We start from the raw sequence: 21,009 nt of genomic DNA, 5'->3' as shown, positions 1-21,009 counted from the left end.
GTGCGGGGCCCTCAGGGACTCCCGCCACGTCTCGCCCTCCGGGGTGGGCGGGATCAGGTGCCAGGGAGTCAGGTGCTCGCGGACCCAGCTGTGCATCCGGGAGGCGTCGAGGGTGGTCGCCCGGCGCTCCTCGGGGTCGCCCATGCCGAGCCGGTGCGAGGCGTGCAGGACCTCGTGCAGGGAGTGGATCCCCGCGGGCACCGCCCAGGCGATCAGGGCGGTGCGCAGCAGTGTCATCTCCGCGTCGTCCGCACCCGTCTCGCGCGCCGCCTGAAGCAGCCACAGTGCCGGACCCTCGACGCCACCGGCCTCGCGGAAGCCGTTCTTGTCGTACCGGAGCCGGCTCGTGCCCGGGGGCAGCAGGGCCCACAGGGGCCGTCCGGCGCCGCCGACACGGCCGGGCAGGGTCCGGGCGACGGTGACGGGTGACCCGGGCCGGGCGAAGACCGCTTCGGCCTGGGCCAGGAACAGTTCGTGCAGGGCCGGGCGGGCGTCTGGACCGAGCAGACGGGCGAGCCGGTCGCCGGGGGCGGGCGCGGGAGCGTCGGGGACGTCCCGCGACGGGAGGAAGGCACGGGTGGCCGCTTCCTCACCGTGGTGTGCGGCGAGGAAGCGGTGCGTGCGGCGCAGGTTCTCCCGCACGGCCCGGTGGACCTCGGGGCTTGTGCCGTGAAGCCGGGCGAGGGCGTACTCGAAGTTCAGGCTCAGTTGCCGCCAGCCGGGTTCCGTGTACAGGGAGGTGAAGCGGGGGGTTCCCGGCGCTCCGGTGATCCGCCAGGACGCGAGGTTCGGCGGACGGTGCCCCAGGCCGTCGTCCGAGCTGTTCTCCGAGTCGTCGTCCGAGCTGTTCTCCGAGTCGTCGTCCGGGCCGGAGTCCGGGACGTCGGCGTTCACCTGCCTGTCGTCCGGATAGCGGACCGTGGCCGGGACCCGGGCCGCGGACGACGGGAGCGTCGCCGTCGGAGGCGTACGGCCGCCGGGGTGCTCGGTCACCCACGTGGTGGGCCGGCCCTCGGCGTCCTCCAGCAGGTGCGGCACCCCGTCGGCGACCGCTGTGCGGCCCACCGCCAGGTGCACCGGCAGCCCGGTGGCGTCGGCGATCCGCCGGGCCGACGCCCGTGCCGCGGCCTCGTCCGCGAAGGCGCCGCCCGGGCCGCAGGCGAGCACCGTGATGCTGCGGCTGTCCGGGCGCAGCAGCGGACGCAGCAACAGGCCGACGTGGGAGCCGTCGTCGTGACGGACGCCGCCGTCCTCGGTGCGCAGGGCCGGCCCGGCGGAGCCGCCGTGCCCTCCCCAGTAGAAGGTGCCCTCTCCCCCGGGCAGGTCCTGGGAGTACGCCACCGGGCGCCCGTCGGCGTCCCGCTCCCAGGAGACGAACCCGGTCCGCTCACCGAGCCGCCGGTAGTCCGGCTCGCGTACCGCCCAGTCGGGGTCGTCGAAGGACGCCGCCCCGGTCCGCCGGCCCTCCTCGTCCAGGATCTCCCTCAGCACCGGCGGGGACGGCCACGGACGGGGAGCGGGGGATCCGGCGATCCGCAGCAGGTCGTCGGGGGCGCCCAGCAGCCGCCTCGGCGGCAGCGCGGCGGGCGCCGGCTGTGCCTCGTCCACGGTGACGTCCGCGTACTCCAGGAGCTGCTCGACTTCCTCGCCGTCCGAGTCGACGGTCTCCTGGACCTCCCGGCGGACAACACGGTCGGTCACCGGGAAACGCTGCCCCGGCGGATACACCGCCTCCTGCTCACCGGGCCAGGCCACGAACGGGGTGACCTCACGGGCCGTGGACCGGCGGACGTGCACCAAGCCGCGGTGCGTGTCCGCCGGCCCGCGGTTGCGCATCATGTACCTGAACGCCTCGTCGGGGTTGAGCGAGGTACTGCGCATGAACGGCACGTCGATGAGGTCCCTGCCGTAGACCGGTCCGTGCTCCGGGCGGTCCAGCGGTCCGGGTATGCCCCGGTCGCCCCACCACACGTCCTGCCTGACCGGCGGCAACAGCTCCAGCGCCTCGATCGCCATGTCGGTGTGCAGCGGCAGCTCGTCGTGGATCCGGTCGGCGAACACGTCCGACCGGCGGCGCAGCTCCGCCATCTGGTCGTCCGGAACGTCCGACCATACGGCGAAGGCGCCGAACAGGGCGTCGTTCACGTCGTTGTGGAGGTCGTCCACCCCGTCCAGACCGCGCAGGATGACGGGCAGCTCGGACAGCTCGAGGCTCGCGACGGCCCGGCGTATCGTCGACCAGACGGCGGACCGCACCAGGCGACGGGAGATGCCGGCACCCAGGCGCTGCCCGTTGAGATAGGCCTTCATCAGACGGTAGTCGTTGGAGCTGTAGAGGAAGACGGCCGTCAGGTGCGCCGGGGCCAGCTCCTCCAGGGCGCGCCGGCCGGCCGGTCCGGTGCGCGCGAGCCAGTCCTTCAGCAGCTCACCGCGGTCGCCCCGGAGCTCGCCGGGGTCGCGCAGTGCCACTTCCACGAGGTCCGTCAGGCCGCCGGGAAGGGACACGTCCCCACTGGGGGTGATGTCCGCGGAGTACGTCATCCGCGCGCCGTAGACCACCCGGTGCGGCGGGACCACGTGGCCGACGCGCGCGTCGTCCGACGGCGGGCCGAAGGCCCGCAGCAGCTCCGCCGCCCACAGGTGCAGGCCCGCGCCGTCGCGCAGCGCGGTGGCCCGCTCCCCGGCCGGCGCGGTCCCGGCGAGCTGCGAGGCCTGCAGGATCTCGGACAGGGACGCCAGGTCGGCCGGGATCAGCCAGGAGATCAGGGCGGTGCGGAACGCCGCCAGCTCGTCGGGGGAGGCGCCCAGTGCCGCGTGGGTCTGGATCAGGCGCAGCGCCACACCGCGCTCGCCGCCGACCCGGCGCAGGCCCCGGCCGTCGTGGACGGCGCGGTAGGCGCTGCCCGGGGCGTACCGGGCACGGTCGCCGGCGGGGCGTGCCAGCGCCGCGGCGAGGTCCTCGGGCAGCTTCCGGGCCGCGTGGGCGGCGCGGGCGAAGCCGGCCATCAGCTCGTCGAGGGTGCGGACGCCGGGCGGCAGGGCGAGCAGTCGGTCCAGCGTCCCGCCGGGGTCCTCGGGCAGGTCGTCGGGGCCGAAGAAGGCGCGGTCCGCCTGCTCCTGGCCGTAGCGCGCCACCAGTTCGGAGCGCAGGCGGGAGACCGCGCTCCGGGCCGCCTCGGTGCTCCGGGCGTCCGAGCCCAGCAGTCCGGCGAGGGCGAACTCCAGCCGGACGCTGAGCCGCCGCCATTCGCGGTCCTGGTAGAAGGCTGCGAAGCGGACCGTGCCGGGGGATCCGGCGGGCCGCCAGGACGACACGGACCAGGGAACCTCGTCGGTCGCGGGGCGGGGATCCGGGCCGGCGGTCTCCGAAGGGGTGGCCGGGGAACGGGAGTCCTGGTCGGGGGCCTCCGGAGGGGTGCCGGTCCTTTCGGGGGCGGGGTGGCGAGGGACGCCTTGTCCGGCCGGGGCGGTGGGAGCGGGGGTGCCGAAGGGGCGCACGGTGCCGGTGGCCGGCGCGCGGTGCGCGGGTGCGGTGGGCCCGAGGTGGAAGGTGCCCGGGGCGCCCGCGCGGGGGGACGGCCCGGAGGTGTCCGCCGGGGCCGGGGCGGTGGGCGGCGGCGCGGCGGGGGCGGTGGGCCCCGCCACGTCGGCGGACTGCAGTCGGCCGGTGCGTGCGGCGAACAACAGGTGCGCCAGCGAGTTGGCGGTCAGTGACCGGTCCCAGCCCTGCCGGGCGGCGTACCGGCCGACGATGTGCTGGAGCCCGCCCCAGGTGAGCGGGCCGGGGTCGGCGTTGCCGACCGCCTGGAACCGCAGCATCTCCAGGGCGCCGAAGCCCTCGATCAGCTCGTGGAACTCCGCCTCGCGGTCCAGGTCCGAGTCGATGCGCACGCCGTGGGTCTGCCGCAGGGCGCGCACCCAGCGCAGGGCGCGGTCGGTGCGCCCCGGCATCCAGGAGGGCAGCCCGCCCAGCTCGGCGAGCGCGTCGAGGGCGTCGGTCCCGGGCTTGGGAAGGAACTCCTCGATGCGGCCCACGGGGTTGTCGGGATCGTCGTCCACGGCCAGGCGCGGCGGCAGGCCGCCCTCGGCCTCGGCCACCACCACTGTCGTGTCTACAGCAAATGCGGGGCGACGGGTCGCGTCGGCGACGTGCTGAGTGGAGGGGGGATCGTTGAGCAGGTCCCGGTCGGCCCGCCTCATGGACAGCTCGCAGAACACCATCCAGACCGGCTTCTCGGGGGACAACGCCTGCAGGCTCTTGCGCCGGGCCAGCATCCTGCCCAGGTGCTGGGGACTGACCCTCTGGTTGGCGCCGGTGCTGCGGCGGGGCACGACGATGCGTCCCTCCTGGCCATGGCCGATCGCGACGTAGGAGTCGGTCAGGGCCCGCGGCAGGGGCAGGGCGGGGCCCTCCTTCGCGGCGTACACACCGGGCAGCGCTTCCCTGTTGCGGGAATAGTGCTCGATGGCGGACACCGCCCGCAGGGCCCGCTCCCTTATCGCCATCTCGTGCGCGTCGAGGAACGCCCGTCCGGCCAGCGCCTGTCCGTCGACCGTGGGCAGTGGGTACGAGTGGATGTCGGTGTCGGGGAAGACGGTCCCGTCCGTGGCCCTGACGGTGGCCGCCGGGTCGTCCGGGACCCGTCCCGGATCGGCGGGGATCCAGGTCCCGGTCGGAACCCTCTTGCCCTCCTCGGAGGCCGGCGTGGCCAGGAACGGCACCCGGCGGCCGTCCGGACCCTCCACGAGCCGCAGGTCGCCGTAGGTGAACCAGGCACGGGCGTCGATGCGGTCAGCGATCATCCGCGCGAGGGCCTCGTTGCGGCCGTCCATCTCCTCGATCAGGACCACCACGGGCGCGCCCTGCGGCCGTTGCGGGTCGTGCAGCACCAGTTCGACGAACTCCTCGTCCGACACCGGTTTTCCGCCCGCCAGCAGCAGTCCCTCGTCGTTGCGTTCGGCCACCACCGTGTAAGCGGCGGCCCCCCAGGGCGCGGGGTAGACGCCCTGGAGATCGGCGACCACGTCCATGCGAAGGCGGATACCGGCACGTCCGGTCCAGTTCCTGCCGTACGGCGCACCGCCGGGTTCGCTGAGCAGCCCGGTCTGCCGCGAGTAGTCCTCTCCGGTCAGCCCATAGGCGGCGATGGCGTCCAGGCTGCCGGCCCGCCTCCGTCGATGAGCACTGCTCGCGATGGTGAAGGCCTCATAGTGCCGGGCCGCGTCCACCGGCGCGTCCGGCGCCAGATGCAACAGCATCCGGGTGATGCCCTCCAGGTCCAGGCCGGCGCGGAAGCGGGGGTGCCCGTGGCGCGCCGATTCGATGACGCGCAGCGCGTTGAACAGTTGGTTGCGCAGGGTCTGCGGGAGCGGCTGGGAACCGAAGGTGGCGTCGATGAGTGCCCACAGTTCCTGCAACCGGCGCTGGACGGCGTCGTCGGTGGGCGGCGGGGCGGCGGCGGACCGTGCCTGCGGTCCCGGCACCGGGGGCGGGACCGGCAACGGCGCGGGAGTGTGCGGCTGCGGCGTGTGTGCGCCGACGGTGCCGTCCCACAGGGCACGAACGGCCACGTAGGAGTCACCGTCCTCGCCCGGGCCGCCCTCGGCGACGTCCCACAGCGCACGGGCACGGGCCAGCGCCTCGTTCTCGACGTCGGTGGCCTCGACGGGGTTGACCTCCGCGGGACGGACACCGCGGGGACGGACGGGTTCGACGCTGCGCGGATGACGGGGCCGGGGCGGGGGACCCTCGCCGTACAGGCGGCGCATCAGGTCGTACATGTCCGGCTGGTGCCGGCGCACCCACTCCGGACCGTCGTTGTTGCGCCGCCTCCCGGTGTACGGATCGGACCCGCCGTTGGCCATGAGGTAGACGTTGGTGAGCTGGGCGAAGAACTCGCGCTCGTCGCGGCTGCTGTAGTTGGGGGCACTGCGGCGGCCGTCGGCGTCGTAGCCGTAGAGGTCGCCGTCGGGCCAGGAGCCCGCCTCCCCGGCCTGCTCGGTGGCCCGGTAGGCGTCGGTGACGCGCTGCCGGTCGGTGGGGTCCAGGGGGTCCAGGCCGTAGAGGTGCACGAGGTGGGCGATCTCGTGCACGGTGGTCGAGTAGCCGTCGGCCTGGGCGGACTCGACGGTGGGGACCGTGGTGCGCTCACCCAGCAGGTTCTCCTCGGTGACGGCCGCGCTGCGCAGGCCGGCGCCGCGGACGCTCTCCCAGGGACGGCCGTCGTCGGTGACACCGCCCCGCAGTTCGCGGAAGGCGTCCAGGGACGTCATCGCCTCGCTTCTGGGCACCACCACGACCCGCGAACCGCCCTTGAGCAACCGCGCCGCGACGTCGGGGTCCTGGAGCAGCCGGGCGACCTGGGCACGGGCCCGGTCACCGGCGGAGACGGGCTGCTCGACCCCGTCGGGCACCTGCGTCATGAGGCGCGCCGCGACCGAGGCGAACTCGGCCGGCTCGAGCCCGGCGCGCAGGGCGTCCACGAGCACGGGGTCACCGGCCAGCCGCTCCCGGTGCGCGGGCGGCAGCGACGCCAGCGTCGCGTCACGGTCGGCGGCGGACATGCCGGGCAGCCGTGCGGCGAGCGCCCGGACCGGGTCCGCGGTCACCTCCGGAAGGACCCGCAGCCCGTCGGCGAGCGCGGTCAGCCCGGCGTGCAGCGCGGGCAGGTCGGCGTCGGTGGCGCCGAGGGCCCTCCAGGTCTTTTCGTGGCGGACGAGGGCCTCGCGGTCCAGGGCGGCGGAGTCGAGCAGTTCACTGAGCCGTACGGCGAGGGAGCCGGCGGCGCCGGCGGGGCGCGCGGAACGGTAGGCGTCCTCGCGCGCGAGAACCGACGCGATCGTACGGGGGCCGTCGGCGGGGACGCGGTGCAGCACCCACAGCAGGTCGAGGAGGTCGCGTCCGCGCAGCTCCGGGTCGGTCCCGGTGGCCAGGGCGAGGGCGGCGTCGGCCAGGGAGTCCGCGGGCGCCGGCACGGTGAAGCCGTCGGCCGTGACCGTGCCGGCGACCGGCCGGTCCACCGCCGTGACCGTGATGTCGACGCCGTCCACCGACAGGTCGAGAACCCGATTGTCGCCCGTGCCGGTCCGGACCCGTACCGACGCTCCGGGCAGCTCCCGCGCCAGCGCCGCACGTATTCCGGCGGCGGCGGGCGGGGTGTCCGCGGACAGCTGGAACTCCACGGCGCCCAGCGGCCGGGACTGGCCGAACTGCACCCGGCCGCGGGCGGCTCCGGCCAGCACCACCGGGTGGCCGAGGCCGTGCAGCACGGCACCGACGCGGCGCGCGACGTCCAGTTTGCCGGTGTCGTCGCCGGACGGCGCGGTCGGCCTGGAAGCCCCGGCTCCCTTCAGGGGACCGGGAACGCGGTGGTCGGCCGGGGTGACGGTAACGGCCGCCGGCGGGGCCGCGGGCCGCGGGGCCTGCGGGGGTTCCGTCAGCGGGGCCGGAGACGAGGCGGGACCGGGTGCGGCAGCGGGGGCAGGGCCGGGCGGGACCGCGCCGCCGAACCGGTCGAGGGGTGCGGCGTCGCTGCCGTCGTAGTGGTTGTCGCCGTTGTAGTAGACCTCGGTCCGCAGCCTGGCGTGCTCGGGCCCCACGGTGCTGATCCGCCGGGCGCCCGACGGGAACCACCGCACCACATCGACCTGCATGTCGAACGCGTGCGCGATAAGGGGCAGGAAGGCCTCTCCCTCCGGCGTTTCCCAGTGCTGCTCCCAGTGGTCGACCGCGTTCTGGAGCGCGGCCAGTTCCGCCGCGTCCAGCGGCGCGGTGCTCAGCGGGTAGACGACACCGAGCAGGTGGGCCAGCGCGCTGTCGTCGAGGTCGGCGGGCGCCGGCAGCAGACCGTGTTCCTCGAGGTACTCGAACATCTCGCGCCGGCTCAGGTCCTCGGCTTCCGTCTCGAGGAGGATCCGGGTGAACTCCGTGGGGACGCCGGGGTCGACGGGTTGCGACGCCATGAGGGCGTCGACGTACCGCCTCAGCGTCTCGCCGGGATCGAGAGCCTCCGGCACGGGGATGGACCGGACGCCGTGCCGGGCGAGCTGGGCGAGCATCTCGGCCCGGTCCATTCCCTTGACGCGTGGGGCGAACGTGGCGTCGGGGGTCCGCCGGAACTGGCCGATGATGTGCGGGTGCAGGCGGCCCTCGCTGCGGCGCACGTAGTCCGACACGGAGGCCAGCATGGCGCGGAGCACGACCTGCGGAGGACTCGCGGGGGATCTGCGGCTCTGGGAAGGGGTCACGGCCTGGCGCCGCAGCTGATCACGTACCGCGTCGGGATCCGCGAGCCACTCGTACGCGGCGGGGTCGGTGGAGGCGAGACCGTTCAGGCGGCTTCGAAGGTGCACGGAGGCGCCGGCCATGACGGAGTAGGGGAGGCACACACCGGTGGCGGGCATCGGTACTCGGCGGCCCCGCACGCGACCGCTGCCGGTCGTCGCCGGCCCGGGGCCCTTCTCCCCGTTCCCCCGCACGGCCGGAACACCCGTCGCCGGGGCTTCCGGTCCTGCGGCTTCCGCTTCCGGGTTCCGGACGGCCGGGGCCACGGTCGGTACCGGCTCGGCCTCCGGCGCTGCGTCCTTCCGCCCGCTCGGTACGTCCGGTACCGCCGGCCCCTCCTTCGGCTCGACGGCGGGCGGGACCTCGGACGCGGGATCCGTCGGTGCGGTGTCCTTCGGCGCGGGGCTCTTCGGCACGGTGCCCGTCGGTGCGGTGTCCGTCGGTGTGGTGCCCACCGGCGCGGGAGCGGGCTCCGCCGACGGGGTCGGGCCCTGGGACTCGGTCTCACTCCGGGGGCGGGTTTCGGCCGGCGTCACGAGAGTCCCGTCGTCGGCTACGGGATCCTGCGACGCCACGGTCCCGGGCGCGGGAACCTCGCCGGGCTCCACCTCGGGCACCACGGGCCCCGAAGTCCCAGGCACGGGGTTCTCCGTCTGAGTGCCGTTCGGGGTTGTTTCCCGGGGCGGGGTGTTCTCGGGCTCGGTGGTGGGGCGGGGCGGTCTGAGGAAGGGGCCCAGGACGGGGTCGTCCTCCAGCCCGTCCGCCAGTCGGCCCGTAGCCTTGTTCACCGGCAGCATGCCGTAGAAGCCCGCCGGCACCTTGATCCGCACCGTGCCGAACGGTCCGCGGACGACGGCGGTGACCCCGAAGCGGTAGAGCCGGTAGGGCCGCTTGCCCTCCTTGTTGCGTTCGTCCGTGTCGCCCAGCGCGCCGCTGCGGCTCTCGCTGTCCATCCACGCTTTGAGCTCGAACGGCATGCGCTCGAACATCCTGTCCTCGTCCGCATGACCGCCGCCCTCGGGACCGAGCGAGAAGCTCCAGCCGCTGCCCTCCTCGTGCTCGTGCTCGGGCTCCTCGTCGGACTGCTTGTACCCGCGCTGTTTGACCAAGGTGCCCTCAGCAGGGCCCAGGATGTCGGCGCTGTCCAGTTCCAGACCCACCAGGGCGTGGCGGTCCCCCATCGGCAGCTCGTACTTGTGCTCCAGCAGCTCCTTGATGCGCGGCCGCATCATGTTGCTGCTGGCGTAATGGGTGTAGAGCACACCGGCGACCCTGGTGACCGGGTCCAGGCCTCCGATCGTCGGCGGTTTGCCGATCCGGGTCTGCGGAGGCGTCCGGTGCCGTACGGCGGTCAGCTTGGCCCAGCGCTCGATGGGCACGGCGGCGGGCACCGTCCAGGGATGGAGGTCCTCCAGGAACGTTCCCCATGCCTCTGCCGAACTCAACGGAACCCTGGGCTGCGCCGTGTCCGTGGCATCCGTGGCCTGAGGCTGCGTCGCGTCCGTGGCCTGAGGCTGCGTCGCGTCCGTGTCGGACTCCGGCTGCTCCCAGATGACCTCGGTCTCGCGTGGTGCGGCGAGATCGAGGGGCCACTGGGGCTGCTGGTCGGTCTCGTGGGTGAGGTGACGCGGTACGAGCAGCCGCACGGACCCGTTCACCAGTTGCCCGGGGCCGTCACCGGGATCACGCCAGACGAAGACGCGTTTGCCGCGCTCCGGGTCCGCGCCGTCCTTGAAGACCCTCTCGTACTTGTTCACCCCGCGTGAGCGCATGGTGAGTATCGCCGGGAGTTCCGTGGACATGCCCATCTCGATACGGAACGCGACGACGTCGTGATCGAACTCCTCCGAGGAGTCCTGGGCGTTGACACGGTAGATCTCGACCGTCTTGCTGGTCTCCTTGTCCACCGTCTTGGTCTCGTCGCTGTACTCGGCACCCACCTCGATGCCCCCGTGCCCGTGCTCGTCTCCGGCACGGGCGCGCACATCGACACCACCGCTGAACGACAGACCCGACTCCTGCTCGTTCTCCTCGGCCGTCACCGCTTCACCGCGCAGGGTGAGCTTCGTCTTGTCCCGGTACTGCTGCCCCTTGGGCTTGTCGATGCGCACCACGGTGACGTTCACCCACAGGTAACGCGTGGTGCCCCACGGACCGGGCACCGGGAACCAGCGGAAGTGACCCTTGTTGGTCAGGGCGTGCCACTCCGTCTGCAGGGCATCCGAGGAGAACGACTTCTTCAGGGACCTCTGGAGGAGGTTGGGGCGCGGGGCCGTGCCCGGTGACTTCTCGGTGGGGATGATCCCCCTGGCACGCAGGCGGTCGTTGATGGCGTCCAGGACACCGTCGGCCCTCACGATCTCCGGGTGCGAGACACCCGGCACCAGACCGGTGTCCAGATACGTCCGAGACACCACCGGTGCCGGCGTCGACTCCGTCGCGGGTACCGGTACTGGTTCCGTTTCGGATGCCGGTTCCGTTTCGGGTGCCGGCGTCGACTCCGTCGCGGGTACCGGAGCCGTCTTCGTCTCGGGTGCCGGAGCCGCTGCTGCGTCTCCCTGCTCCTCCTGCTGATTCGCCTTGTCCGCCGCCGCCTTCCCGACGTCCTTGATCAGCTGTTCGATCCCGTGGTCGAAACGCCCCCGGTACTTCCTCGACTGCTCCTCGCCCAGCTTCTCACTGTCGAATGTGTGCGCGAAGTCAATGAGCTTGACCTTCGTGGAGGCCGCCTGGCTCCCCTCCTCCGGCTCCAGGTCCACCGCGATCAGCACGCTCGCCGCGACGAAGGAGAGACCGGATTCGTCGGCGGCCCGCCTCACCTGCTCCAACTGCCCCGCCAACGTCTCGTAGACGTCGGCTTCCTCCGAGAACTCCCGTACATTGCGCTCGGACCGTATGCCGTTGACCAGTCGCGAGTCTCCCAGGCCTGTGCCGCCGACCGTGCGATATCCGCGGTGTGCCGATCCGGTCATCATGTCGGCGAACTTCAGCCTGCTCTTCTTCCTCCAGGCGGCCGACGCTCCCAGAGCGAGCAACAACTCCTGCCTGCTCGCTGTACTCTCACCCACCTTGATGTCGAGGAGCTTCGGCTTCCTCATCCCGCGGGTCAGGTTCTCGATGTAGACGTGGGTCGAATCGTCACCGCTCGTCCGGGGGTCCATCGCCTTCGCGGTCTCGGCCGAGTACGAGTTCGGGACGACTCCCTCCAGAGCGGGATGCCTGCCCGCACGCATCTCCCCGTAGAACTCTGCCTCCGCCTCGTTCGTGGGCTTCTCCAGGAAGAGTCCCTCGGCCCTCTTCTTGATCCCTCCGTGTCCCCCGGCCGCCTCCTCCGCCGGCTGCACGACCGCTCCGGACCTCGTTTCCCCAGTCTCGGGTGCCGGCGCCGGCTCCGGTTCCGTTTCGGGTGCCGGTGGGAGGAGGTCGGTCATGCGGCGCTCGGGGACGAGGAGGTCGAGGGCCTCCTGGGCGCTCAGGTACCGGGTCTCCTCGGTGAGTTTGTCATTGCGCCAGCGTATGTAGGTCAGTTCGAAGACCGGGGTGGAGCGGACCGTGTGCACGGGACCGCCGTAGGTGGCCCGGGTGATGTCGATGCGCCCGTCGGTGTTGCCGCTTCCCCGGCCCCAGCCCTTGGTGAGGGAGGCGTGGCCGACCACGTTGAGCCGCCCGCCGGGGCCGGTGGGATGGTCCTCGTGGCTGGCGTCGGAACCGAACCGCATCTGCGGGCCGACGGAGGCGGTCACCCCCAGCCCGTTGTCGACGTCTTCCTCGCCCGCGTGGTCCTGACTGCCCTTCGCGTACTGCTCGACCTCCACGTCCGGACTCGCCCCGAGGTCGTCCGGGTCATGGACGTGGATCTTCAGCCGCAGTGCCTGCTTGACGTTCCCGTCCTTCGGCAGCTCCGTCTCATAGCCCCCCTTTCGGACCGCTTCGCCGAAATGCTCGGCGAGGAAACCCGGATGGGCCAGGTCCCGGATCTCCTGCGGCCAGCCCGCCGGATTATCCAGCCACGCCTGCCGCAGGGCCTTCTTCGCCGCCCCCGGGAACATCTTCTCCGCATACATCCGGGCGCCGAGCTGGGCCAGTTCCGGCATCAGGTGGAAGGCCGGGTAGACCCCCTGGGCACCACCGGAGAAGTCCAGCCTGGGACGCTTGTCATCCGGCGGCCCGGGCAGCTCCTTCACGCCCGTCGCCTGCAGCTGCCGCACCTTCTCCGCCGTCACGGGCTGCTTGGAGGCATGCTCCTCCGGGACGACGACCCGCGCCACGAACGGAACGCGCCCACTGAGGTACCGGTGCTTGCCGGCGGGCCTGACCGTCCACTCCATGCCCATCAGATAACGGTGCTCGTCGACCCACGAGCCGGTCTCCGTACGGCGGTAGGTCCCCGAACCACCGCTCAGCTTGTCGCCCTTCCCCTTGCCCCTGCGCCACACACCACGTATCGCTCCGAACTGGAAACGGATGGGAGGTACGGTGAAACGCAGCCCCAGGAACGAGAGGTCGATCTCCGGGACGGCCAGCCGGGCACCACCACCGCCCGCCACACCGACCTTCCATCCCGTGCCGCGGCTGCCCCCTACCTTTCCCCCTTCCGCAGCCCGCGTGTTGACCTTCATGCGGTAGTCACCGGGGCGCGGGGATCCGTCCTCGGCGACCGGTTCGGCCATCGGGTTGGGACCGTCGATCCGGTTGCCCCACACCGCTTTGGCGGCCACCTCGTACTCGCGCCCGCCCACCTCGATGGTGCGGTAGACGCCCAGCAACGCTCCGTTCAGATCGCCCTCGACCGCGGGACGGCCGTAGAAGGCCGCCAGGTCCCGGTCCGCGGCGGCCCAGTGGCTCTTCTGCGCCTTCTCCTCACCGACGTCCATGACGTGCAGCTGCTCGATGGCGTCCCGCAGATCCTGCTGCAAGGACTCCACGCCGGGCAGCGCGGTCGGCACACCGAATCCGAGACCCTTGCGGGCCGCCAACGACAGGGGCTCCCGCGGATGAGGCTTCAACAGGTCCTTCACCCGGCTCACCACCATGCGGAACCGGAACGGCGGCAGCTTCGTGGGCAGCCTCCGGACCTTGCGCGGCTTCGACAGCGCGGGAACACGGTGCCGCGGCGCGTCCTCGCCCCCGGACTCCGGACGCAGATCCGACGTCCAGCCCTTGCCCACGATCCGCTTCACGAAGTGAGCGGCTTCCCGCTTGGGAACGCTCACCTCACCCACCGTCGTCTCCCGCACCGGAGCGATCTTGTGCGTGCTCGACTCCAGGTTCAGCTCGATACGCAGCCCGGCCCGGTAGCGGGACTGCTCCGCGAAATCGTTCAGAACCGTGTGACTGAGACCGGACGTGTCCAGGGAGTGACCCACGTTCCGCTTCAGATCCAGGACCGCGCCGAACGCGGGCACCAGGCCCGTCAGCTCCGCACCCGCGGAGTCGTCGCCGTCCGCAGGGGACCCGGGGGTCAGGTCGCCACCGGCACCGGCGTCACCACCGCCCATACCTGCACTGTTGTAACCGAAACCCAGACCACCGTCCGTGCCCCCCTTACGGTCAGCGGTGCTGCTGTCACCCACACCGATGTCGTCCCGGGTGCCGATCTTGCTGTCCCCCAGATACTGGAGACTGTCGATCTCCCGGCGGATCCTCAGATGCCCCCGGAACTTCTTCACCAGCGGCCCGGACACCTCGATCGTGTTCGACGAGTCACCGCTCGCCCACCACAGGTACCGGCTCCGGGCCGTCGTCTCCGTCAGGAAGCCCTGCGCCCGGTCCATCTTCGCCTGCACCAGGATCTTCCGCGCCACCGGAGCGGGCAGCCCCGCGGCCAGCATGTTGCGGTGCAGGGCCGCGATCGCCGGGGTGAGATTGACCGCCTGGAGCAGCTCCCTGGCCTGGGAAGGCCGCGCCGTACGGCCGGCGGGCGGCCGGGCCGCCTCCGGCGCCCGCTCGTCGGGGCGGTGCCCCTTCGTCCCCGTGTAGGCGGTCGGCACGTCGACGTGGAGCCGGTCGGGCACGGTGACCTGATGCTGCGGGGTGGGGGTCGCGTCCTCGCCGTTGACGTACACCTGCATCTTCAGGCCCGCGTCGAAACGGCTCAGGTCGTTGATGAAGGGCTTCCGCCCCGACAGCACCGTACGCAGCCAGCCCCGCGACTTGCTCTGCGAGGAACCTATCTTGAACTGCGGCAGCGCCAGCGCCGCCGCCGAGGCGAAAGCAGTCGCCCCCAGGTTGAACAGGGTGAACAGTACCGAATCGACTCCCACACTCGACTCGTGACCGCTGCGCCCTCCCGTCGCGGTGGAACCGAAACCGACCGGATACTCCGAGACGTCCCCCTTGGGCGTCGGGATGCTGGACAGACCGTTCAGCACCGGACGCAGCCACACCAGACGGCCGTCGACGACCAGGGTCCGGCCGGCCGCCAGGATGTCGTCCCACTTCTTGGGGTCGGTCGTCAGCAGCAGGTCACGCACCGCGTCCTTGATCCCCGCGCGCAACGCCGTGTGCGGGCCGGGGCCCTGCAGGTCCAGGCGCGAACTGATCTGCTCCGCCCACTCGTCCGCCCGCTCCCGCGAGAAATCCACGTCCTTCGTCGACTTCGCGACGACGACCTGCCCCATCGCACCGTACGCGAAGTACCAGGGCGACGGATCCAGGCCCCCGCCGGCCTCGACATCCTCACCCTCGGGGGTCGTCAGCACGATCTGCGGAACCGAGGATCGCTCCGGCTCCGGCGGAACGTCGGCCGGTTCCTGGAGGGAGGCGTCGAGCTGCGGAAGAGACGCGTCGAGCTGCGGGAGGACACCGTCCAGGTCCGGCAACGGACCGTCCAGCCCCGCCACGTCAACACCGAGATCGGGCAACGGACCGTCCAGCCCCGCCACGTCAGCACCGAGATCGGGCAACGGACCGTCGAGGCCGGACACCACGCCGTCCAGGCTCGGCAGTGGGGCGTCGAGCCCTCCGGCCGGTCCGGGATCGAGGAGGTCGGCGAGAGAGGAGGGTGCCTCGGACGCGACCTTCGTCTCGCCCCGGGCCGCGAACGTGACGCCTGCCGCTCCGTTCCCGCCGGTCTGCGTGCCAGTGCCCGGCGCGGCGAGGTCGCCGGGCCGGACGGTCGCCCAGTCGTCCGCCGCGGGACGCCCCGGCACACTGGGCAGGAGGCCGAGGTAGCTCGGCTGTGACGCCTGGGCCGGGGCCAGTCCCACCTGGCTCCGCGAAGCCCAGACGGTACGCCCGGTCCCGGCGCTGACGACGGCCCGCGGATCGGCGTTCGGGGTGCCGGTGCCGGCCGGTGCGCGGACTGCCGCCCACGGGACGGCCAGGACGACGTCCGTGGTGTCCTGCGGGCGTTCGTCCAACACCGGGTCGACTGCCAGCAGTTCGGCGACTTCCTCGTAGGGGACCCGGACGTCGATGCCGCCGGGCAGGCTCATGAGGAGGTGATCCGGACCGCCGTCGGCCCACACCAGGTAGGCCGGCGACTTGCCGGGTGCGCTCCACGGCGGTTTCTCCCACCCCACGTTCTGGTATCCGCCGCCCGGTGTGTCGGCGACCACGAGGACGGTATCGGTGGCCGTGGCCGGATCCGTGGGCGCGTCCGCGGTCCGTGGAATCGGGCGCCAGCGCCGTCCGGTCGGCGCCCCCGTGGGGTCGCGCAGCAGCGTCTCCGGTGCGAGGGCGCCCAGTGTCTGGAGGTGGAAGGCGCCCAGTTCGACCAGGTTGTCCACGTCGACACCGACGGCCGCCGCCTGCGCCACCAGGTACAGCAGGTCCGGCCGCCGGGAGGGATCCGGCCGGTCCAGGTGGAGCAGTCTGCCGGTGAGGGCGTCCGGGTCCGGCGTCCTGCTCTCCCATTCCAGGGCTTTCACCATCGCCCAGAACAGCCGGGCCCGCTCCGGATCCCCGATGCCCGTCACGCCCGGGTCCTGCCTGAGGACGTGGGCGGCCACGCTGTCCAGCTCCGCAGCCGACAGACCACCCCACCACTGAGCGGCGGCGGTCACCCGCGGCAGGGCGACGAAGTCGGTGAGCACGGTGTCCGGTCGCAGGCGTACGGCATCGGCGGCCCGCAGCAGCAGGGACCGGTAGGCGTCGGGGCCGGGCTCGCCCGGCTGCTGCGCCCGGGCCGCCCGCTCGAACAGGTCCATGCTGAACGGGCCGTGGTCGCGCAGCGTCGGATCGGCCTCGCGCATGGTCTCCAGCGCGCCGGCCCCGGCGAGGAGATCACCGTACCGGCTGTCGTCCTCGATCTCCGCGCCGAACACCTGCCGCAGCGCGCGGACCAGTCGCAGCGCCGTTTCCCGGGTCGTGTCCGGGACCGGTTGCGCGGGATCGGTGTGCAGACCCGCCGCACGGGCGCGATCGTCGAGCATGTCACCGACGGGTTCCGGACGGTGCACCACCCACTTGCTGCGCCGCCCCCGCGAATCCGTGTCGATGCCGTAGACGTACCTCTTGGCGCCCCGCGGCTGGATACGCACCACGCCGGTGGCGCCGTACACATGGCGCTTGGTCTCGTTGGAGACGTGCTGGCTCTCGCTCACGACCGCCAGCGGGTCGGGCACGAAGACGTCGTCGATGCCCCTGCGGGGACGGACCACACCCGGCGGAGTCGCGCTGAAGCACGGCACCATCAGGATGCCGTGGTCCTTGGGGAGCCGTGCCAGGCTCGGACGACGCTTGAGCATTCCGCCGGTCTCCCGGCCCCGGCCACGGTGGGACGGGTCCGACACGGTCGGCAGCATGGTCGAACCGGGCCGGCCATGCCCGCCGAAGACGTACACCGGCTTGCCCGCGAACAGCACGGGCTCGGCGTCCTTCGCCCACTTCTGCGTCGTCGGGTTGTAGTGCCACAGCTCCGTCGACTCCGTCGACTTCCGCAGGACGTGCAACAGTTCCGGAGCCTCGGAGTCCTCGAACACGGCCCGGCCGATCGGCCCCCGGGCGGTGACGATGGTGTGGGACAACTGCTCGCGCTCCCAGGCCGGGGCGTTCGCGGCTTCAGCCGGATCGAGCACCTGGCCGGGGGTGCTGCGGATCCAGTCGGCGTGCGGCAGTCCGCCGCCGGACCACAGGGAGACGACGTGCGGCCCGGACGGGTCCTCCTTGGACGTCTCCACCCGGCCGTTGGCCGACCAGACGTCCCGGCCGACGCGGTCCGCGGCCCGGCGCGGCAGCTCCAGCCCCCGGGAGCCGGCGTCGGGAATGAGCAGCACCACGGGGACGTCCGTCGGCAGTCTGCTCAACGCCGAATCGAGCATGAGCAGTTCGACGAAGACATCGATCGGCACCGGACGCGGGGCACCGTCGTAGCCGCGTACGACGATCCGCTCGTGGTCGCCCTCCGCCATCACCACGTACGGATCCGGCTCACCGGGCCGGTGCCAGGGCGCGGCCTCCACGTCGTAACGGTCCAGAGTACCGTCGGCCCTGCGGGTCACCCTTCCGGTGCTGGTGATGTCCGGACCGGTGATGACGGTGCCGGTCCAGTTGCGCCCCCGGGTCCGGCCAGTCAGCGTACGGCTGCCGGCGAGGACACCCTGGAGCCGGAGGTGGAGAGCGGCGAGGGCGGCCAGGCTGCCCGCCGACTCCGCCGCCGGATCCGTCGCCACCCTGAACAGGTCGTCGCGATGCGCGTGGGTCACCGGAGCGGACGAGTCCAGGAGCAGCACCCGGCGGGCCACGGCGTCCAGGGCGAGTGGGCCGTCACGCAGAGCGGGGTCGGCCAGACGGAGCCGGTCGAGGCGTGCCACGGCGCCGCGGAGATCGGGGTACCTCCGGTCCGTCTCGATGCCGGGGCCGAACACGCCCGTCAGCACCTGCTGATGAATCTCCTCGGGGGTCGGTGACGGGGACGCCTGAGGCGAGGCGTTCATGGTCACATCGCCGTCGGACGGGGAGGCTCCGACGTTCGAGCCGTCGTCGTCCTTCCGGTCCGTGATCATGTCGATCGAGTCCGGGGAACCGGGCGGTGAGGAGGACTCGGCAGTGACTCCCGCCGGGGCTGGGGAACTGAACCGCAACGCGTCGACGACGGTCGGCGGCGGCTCCGCCGGGGAGTCGAGGACCGGCAGTTCTCCGGATTCGGTGCGGACGGGCCGGAAGGGCGGCGGGACGTCGGAGGCCGGCGCGGTGCCGGTCTCCCGCTCGGTATCGGTCCGAGTCCCGGTATCGGTATCGGTGTTCGGCACGGTGGTGGGCGGGCCGGACTGCTCGGACTCCTCGGCCGTGGGGGTGCGGACGTCGTCAGGGGTGACGGCGTCGGTGTCCGCGGGGGTGGTGACGGGCTGGCCGGACGGGGTGGTCTGCGATCGCTGCTGCGGGGTGGCGTTCGGCGTGCCGGACGTCGGGGAGGTGACGGTCGACGGGGTGGGCGCGGCGGCGGGCGTGGTGGGGGCGGAGGCCGCGAGAAGCGTTGCCGGGGGCGGCTGCTCCTGGCCGCCGGGCGTGTACCGGGTTTCGGGTGTCGTGACCGTCGCCGGGGGTGCGGCGCTCTCCTCCGTGCTCCGGTCCACGTCGGCGCTGTCGGCGCTGTCGACGTGGGGGATGGTCGTGTCCTCGTCCGCCGACCGCTGGCGTTCGGGTGCGGGCCGGGTCTCGGGGCTCGCGGTGGCGTCCGGAACCCCGGTGACATCGGGGTTGTTCCGGGTGTCGTCCGTGCGCTCGGTGAGCGGTGTGTTCGTGTCGTCGTCCGCCCACGACCGGTCTTCGGACTCGTCCGGTACGAAAGCGTTGCCGCCCGGCTGGGTCGCGGAAGGTCCCGGGGCGGACGAGCCGACGGTGGCGGGCCTGTTCGCCGGCAGGCCGTTGTCCGTGCCGTTGTCCGTGCCGTCGGTCGAGCCGGGTCCGGGAACCGTGGCAGGCGGCGGGTTGAGCGTGGAGATGATGCTGTCGGTGTCCAGGTTTTCCGAGGCCGACGGTGTGTTCCAGCCGACAGCGGGGGCCGGGACCGTGCGGTCGAGGCCGTCCACGCCCTGGTTCCGGTAGGGGTCCTCGTACAGGTCCGAGGAGGCGGACGTGTACGACGGTTTGCCCGCGCCCGTCACTCCCGCCCCGGACGACACGCCGGTTCCGCCGTACGCGGTGACGCCGTTGCCGGCGAAGGGGTCAGGACCGTAGTCCGAGACATCCGAGACGGCGGAGGCATCACTGACGTCGCTGAAGACGGACGAGACGTCGCTGACGTCGCTGACGTCACTGATGTCGCTGTAGACCGACGCCACGTCGCTGACGTCACCGGCGGACGAGCCGCCGCCGTCACCACCGGGAGGGTGCGGCGGCGTGTACGGCGACGTGTACGGGGCGCTCCAGACATCGGTGGTGGAGACGGTGGCGGGCCGGGGCGACGGAGCGGCGACGGGGTCGTGGTTCTCGTCGTCGTACGGGTCGCCGTTCCCCGCGCCCGGCAGGCTGTTGACGTTGCCGGGGCCGAGGTCGAGGTTGTGGAAGAACTTGTCGTGCAGGAACTTTCCGCCGAACTCCACGCCGCTGGAGAACGCTGCGGAGATCAGGCCGCTGATGCCCCCGCTCAGGAACGTGCCGGGGCTGAAGGTGAACGTGCCCATGAAGACCAGGTTGGTGAAGCCCTCGGCGAAGGTTTCCGCCTGTCCCTCGTTGATGAAGCTGAACGGGAGTTCGGACGCTTCTTTCCAGAAGTGGTTGTTCTTGAAGATCTTGTTGATGAACTTCGCGCCGAACTCACCGAAGATGCTCGCGAAGAATCCCGCGACCATCCCCGCGAACGCCGACTGCCCGACGTTCTTCCAGTCGATCTCCTTGCGCCGGAGGTCGACGGCATCCGGCGCGGTCATGGAGATCAGCTGCGAGGTGAAGGTGACGAACGCCTCCTGGAGCGCCTCCAGCACCATCGACAGCGGCGTGGGAACCGCGTGTCCCAGCCGCTGGAAGATCAGCAGCATCGCGAGCGCGGTACGCGACTTGACGACGATGGCCTGGGTGAGCGACGTACCGCCGGTGAACACGGCCAGTGCGGCGAGCAGAGCCAGTTCGATGTTCATCAGGATGAACTCGATGAGGACCTGGTACTTCCCCTCGGACAACTGGATCGAGCGGTCCACCTGCCGGGACCCGAGCTCCCGGAGTTCGTTGGAGAGATTCCTCAGGTGGTTGGTGTCGTTGTCGTCGACGAAGAGCCTCAGCGCGGCGACGAACTGCTCGGCGACCCGCGGCGGGAGCGATCTGCCCGCGGTCTCGATCGCTCCCGCCAACGCGTCGGCCAGGCGGTCGATGTCCTCCGCGAGCCGGTTGTAGGGGCTACGGCTTTCGGCTCCCAGGTCCTCGTTGCCCTTGCCGATGTTCGCACCCACCCAGGCCTCGATGAACTCCTGCAGGCCGGGCGGGAACATGATCGCCATTCAGTGCCTGTTCCCGCTCTCCGCACCGTGGGCGTCGATGGCGTCGCTCGCCTGGAACGACGGCCGCTGCACGTGCTCGCGCTGCGCGGCGAGCGCGTCGACCAGCGCCAGGAACGCACCGGTGATGTCCATGACCGTGGTCCGCACCTGCTCCTGTTCCCGCCGCACCTGCGGACCGACGGCATTGGCGAACTCGTCGTCGCCGCCCTCCTCGCCCCACCAGCCCGCGTACTCGGCGCAGCCGCTCTCGAACCTGGGCAGCGCCTCCTCGCTGTACTGCACGGCGTTGTCGACGTGCTTGGACCCCTTCCGGATCCCCTCGACATCCGCGAAATACCCATCGGCCAT

At 72.1% G+C, this 21,009-nt stretch carries 2 protein-coding genes (1 of these 2 only partly in view); both read right to left on the bottom strand.

All coding sequences use genetic code 11. From position 1 onward, the window contains the following. Window positions 1-20,661, bottom strand: the 5' portion of a protein-coding gene (locus ACIQ8B_RS16530) for an inositol polyphosphate kinase family protein (protein WP_403547511.1). Its footprint begins 9,369 nt before the window's first position; the window shows 20,661 of its 30,030 coding nt (coding positions 1-20,661); its start codon is at window positions 20,659-20,661; the stop codon falls past the left edge of the window. Then, window positions 20,662-21,009 (bottom strand): hypothetical protein, encoded by a 348-nt coding sequence (locus tag ACIQ8B_RS16525; RefSeq protein ID WP_106412335.1) that lies wholly within the window; start codon window positions 21,007-21,009, stop codon window positions 20,662-20,664.

It is taken from the genome of Streptomyces sp. NPDC096105, assembly GCF_044763335.1.
Classification (GTDB): Bacteria; Actinomycetota; Actinomycetes; order Streptomycetales; family Streptomycetaceae; genus Streptomyces.
Note: the sequence above shows the minus strand (reverse complement) of the source record. Positions and strands in the feature narration are given on the sequence as shown.

Bases quoted from the DNA above. Each gene is read 5' to 3' on its own strand.
- ACIQ8B_RS16525 (WP_106412335.1), bottom strand. From the start codon at position 21,009: ATGGCCGATGGGTATTTCGCGGATGTCGAGGGGATCCGGAAGGGGTCC.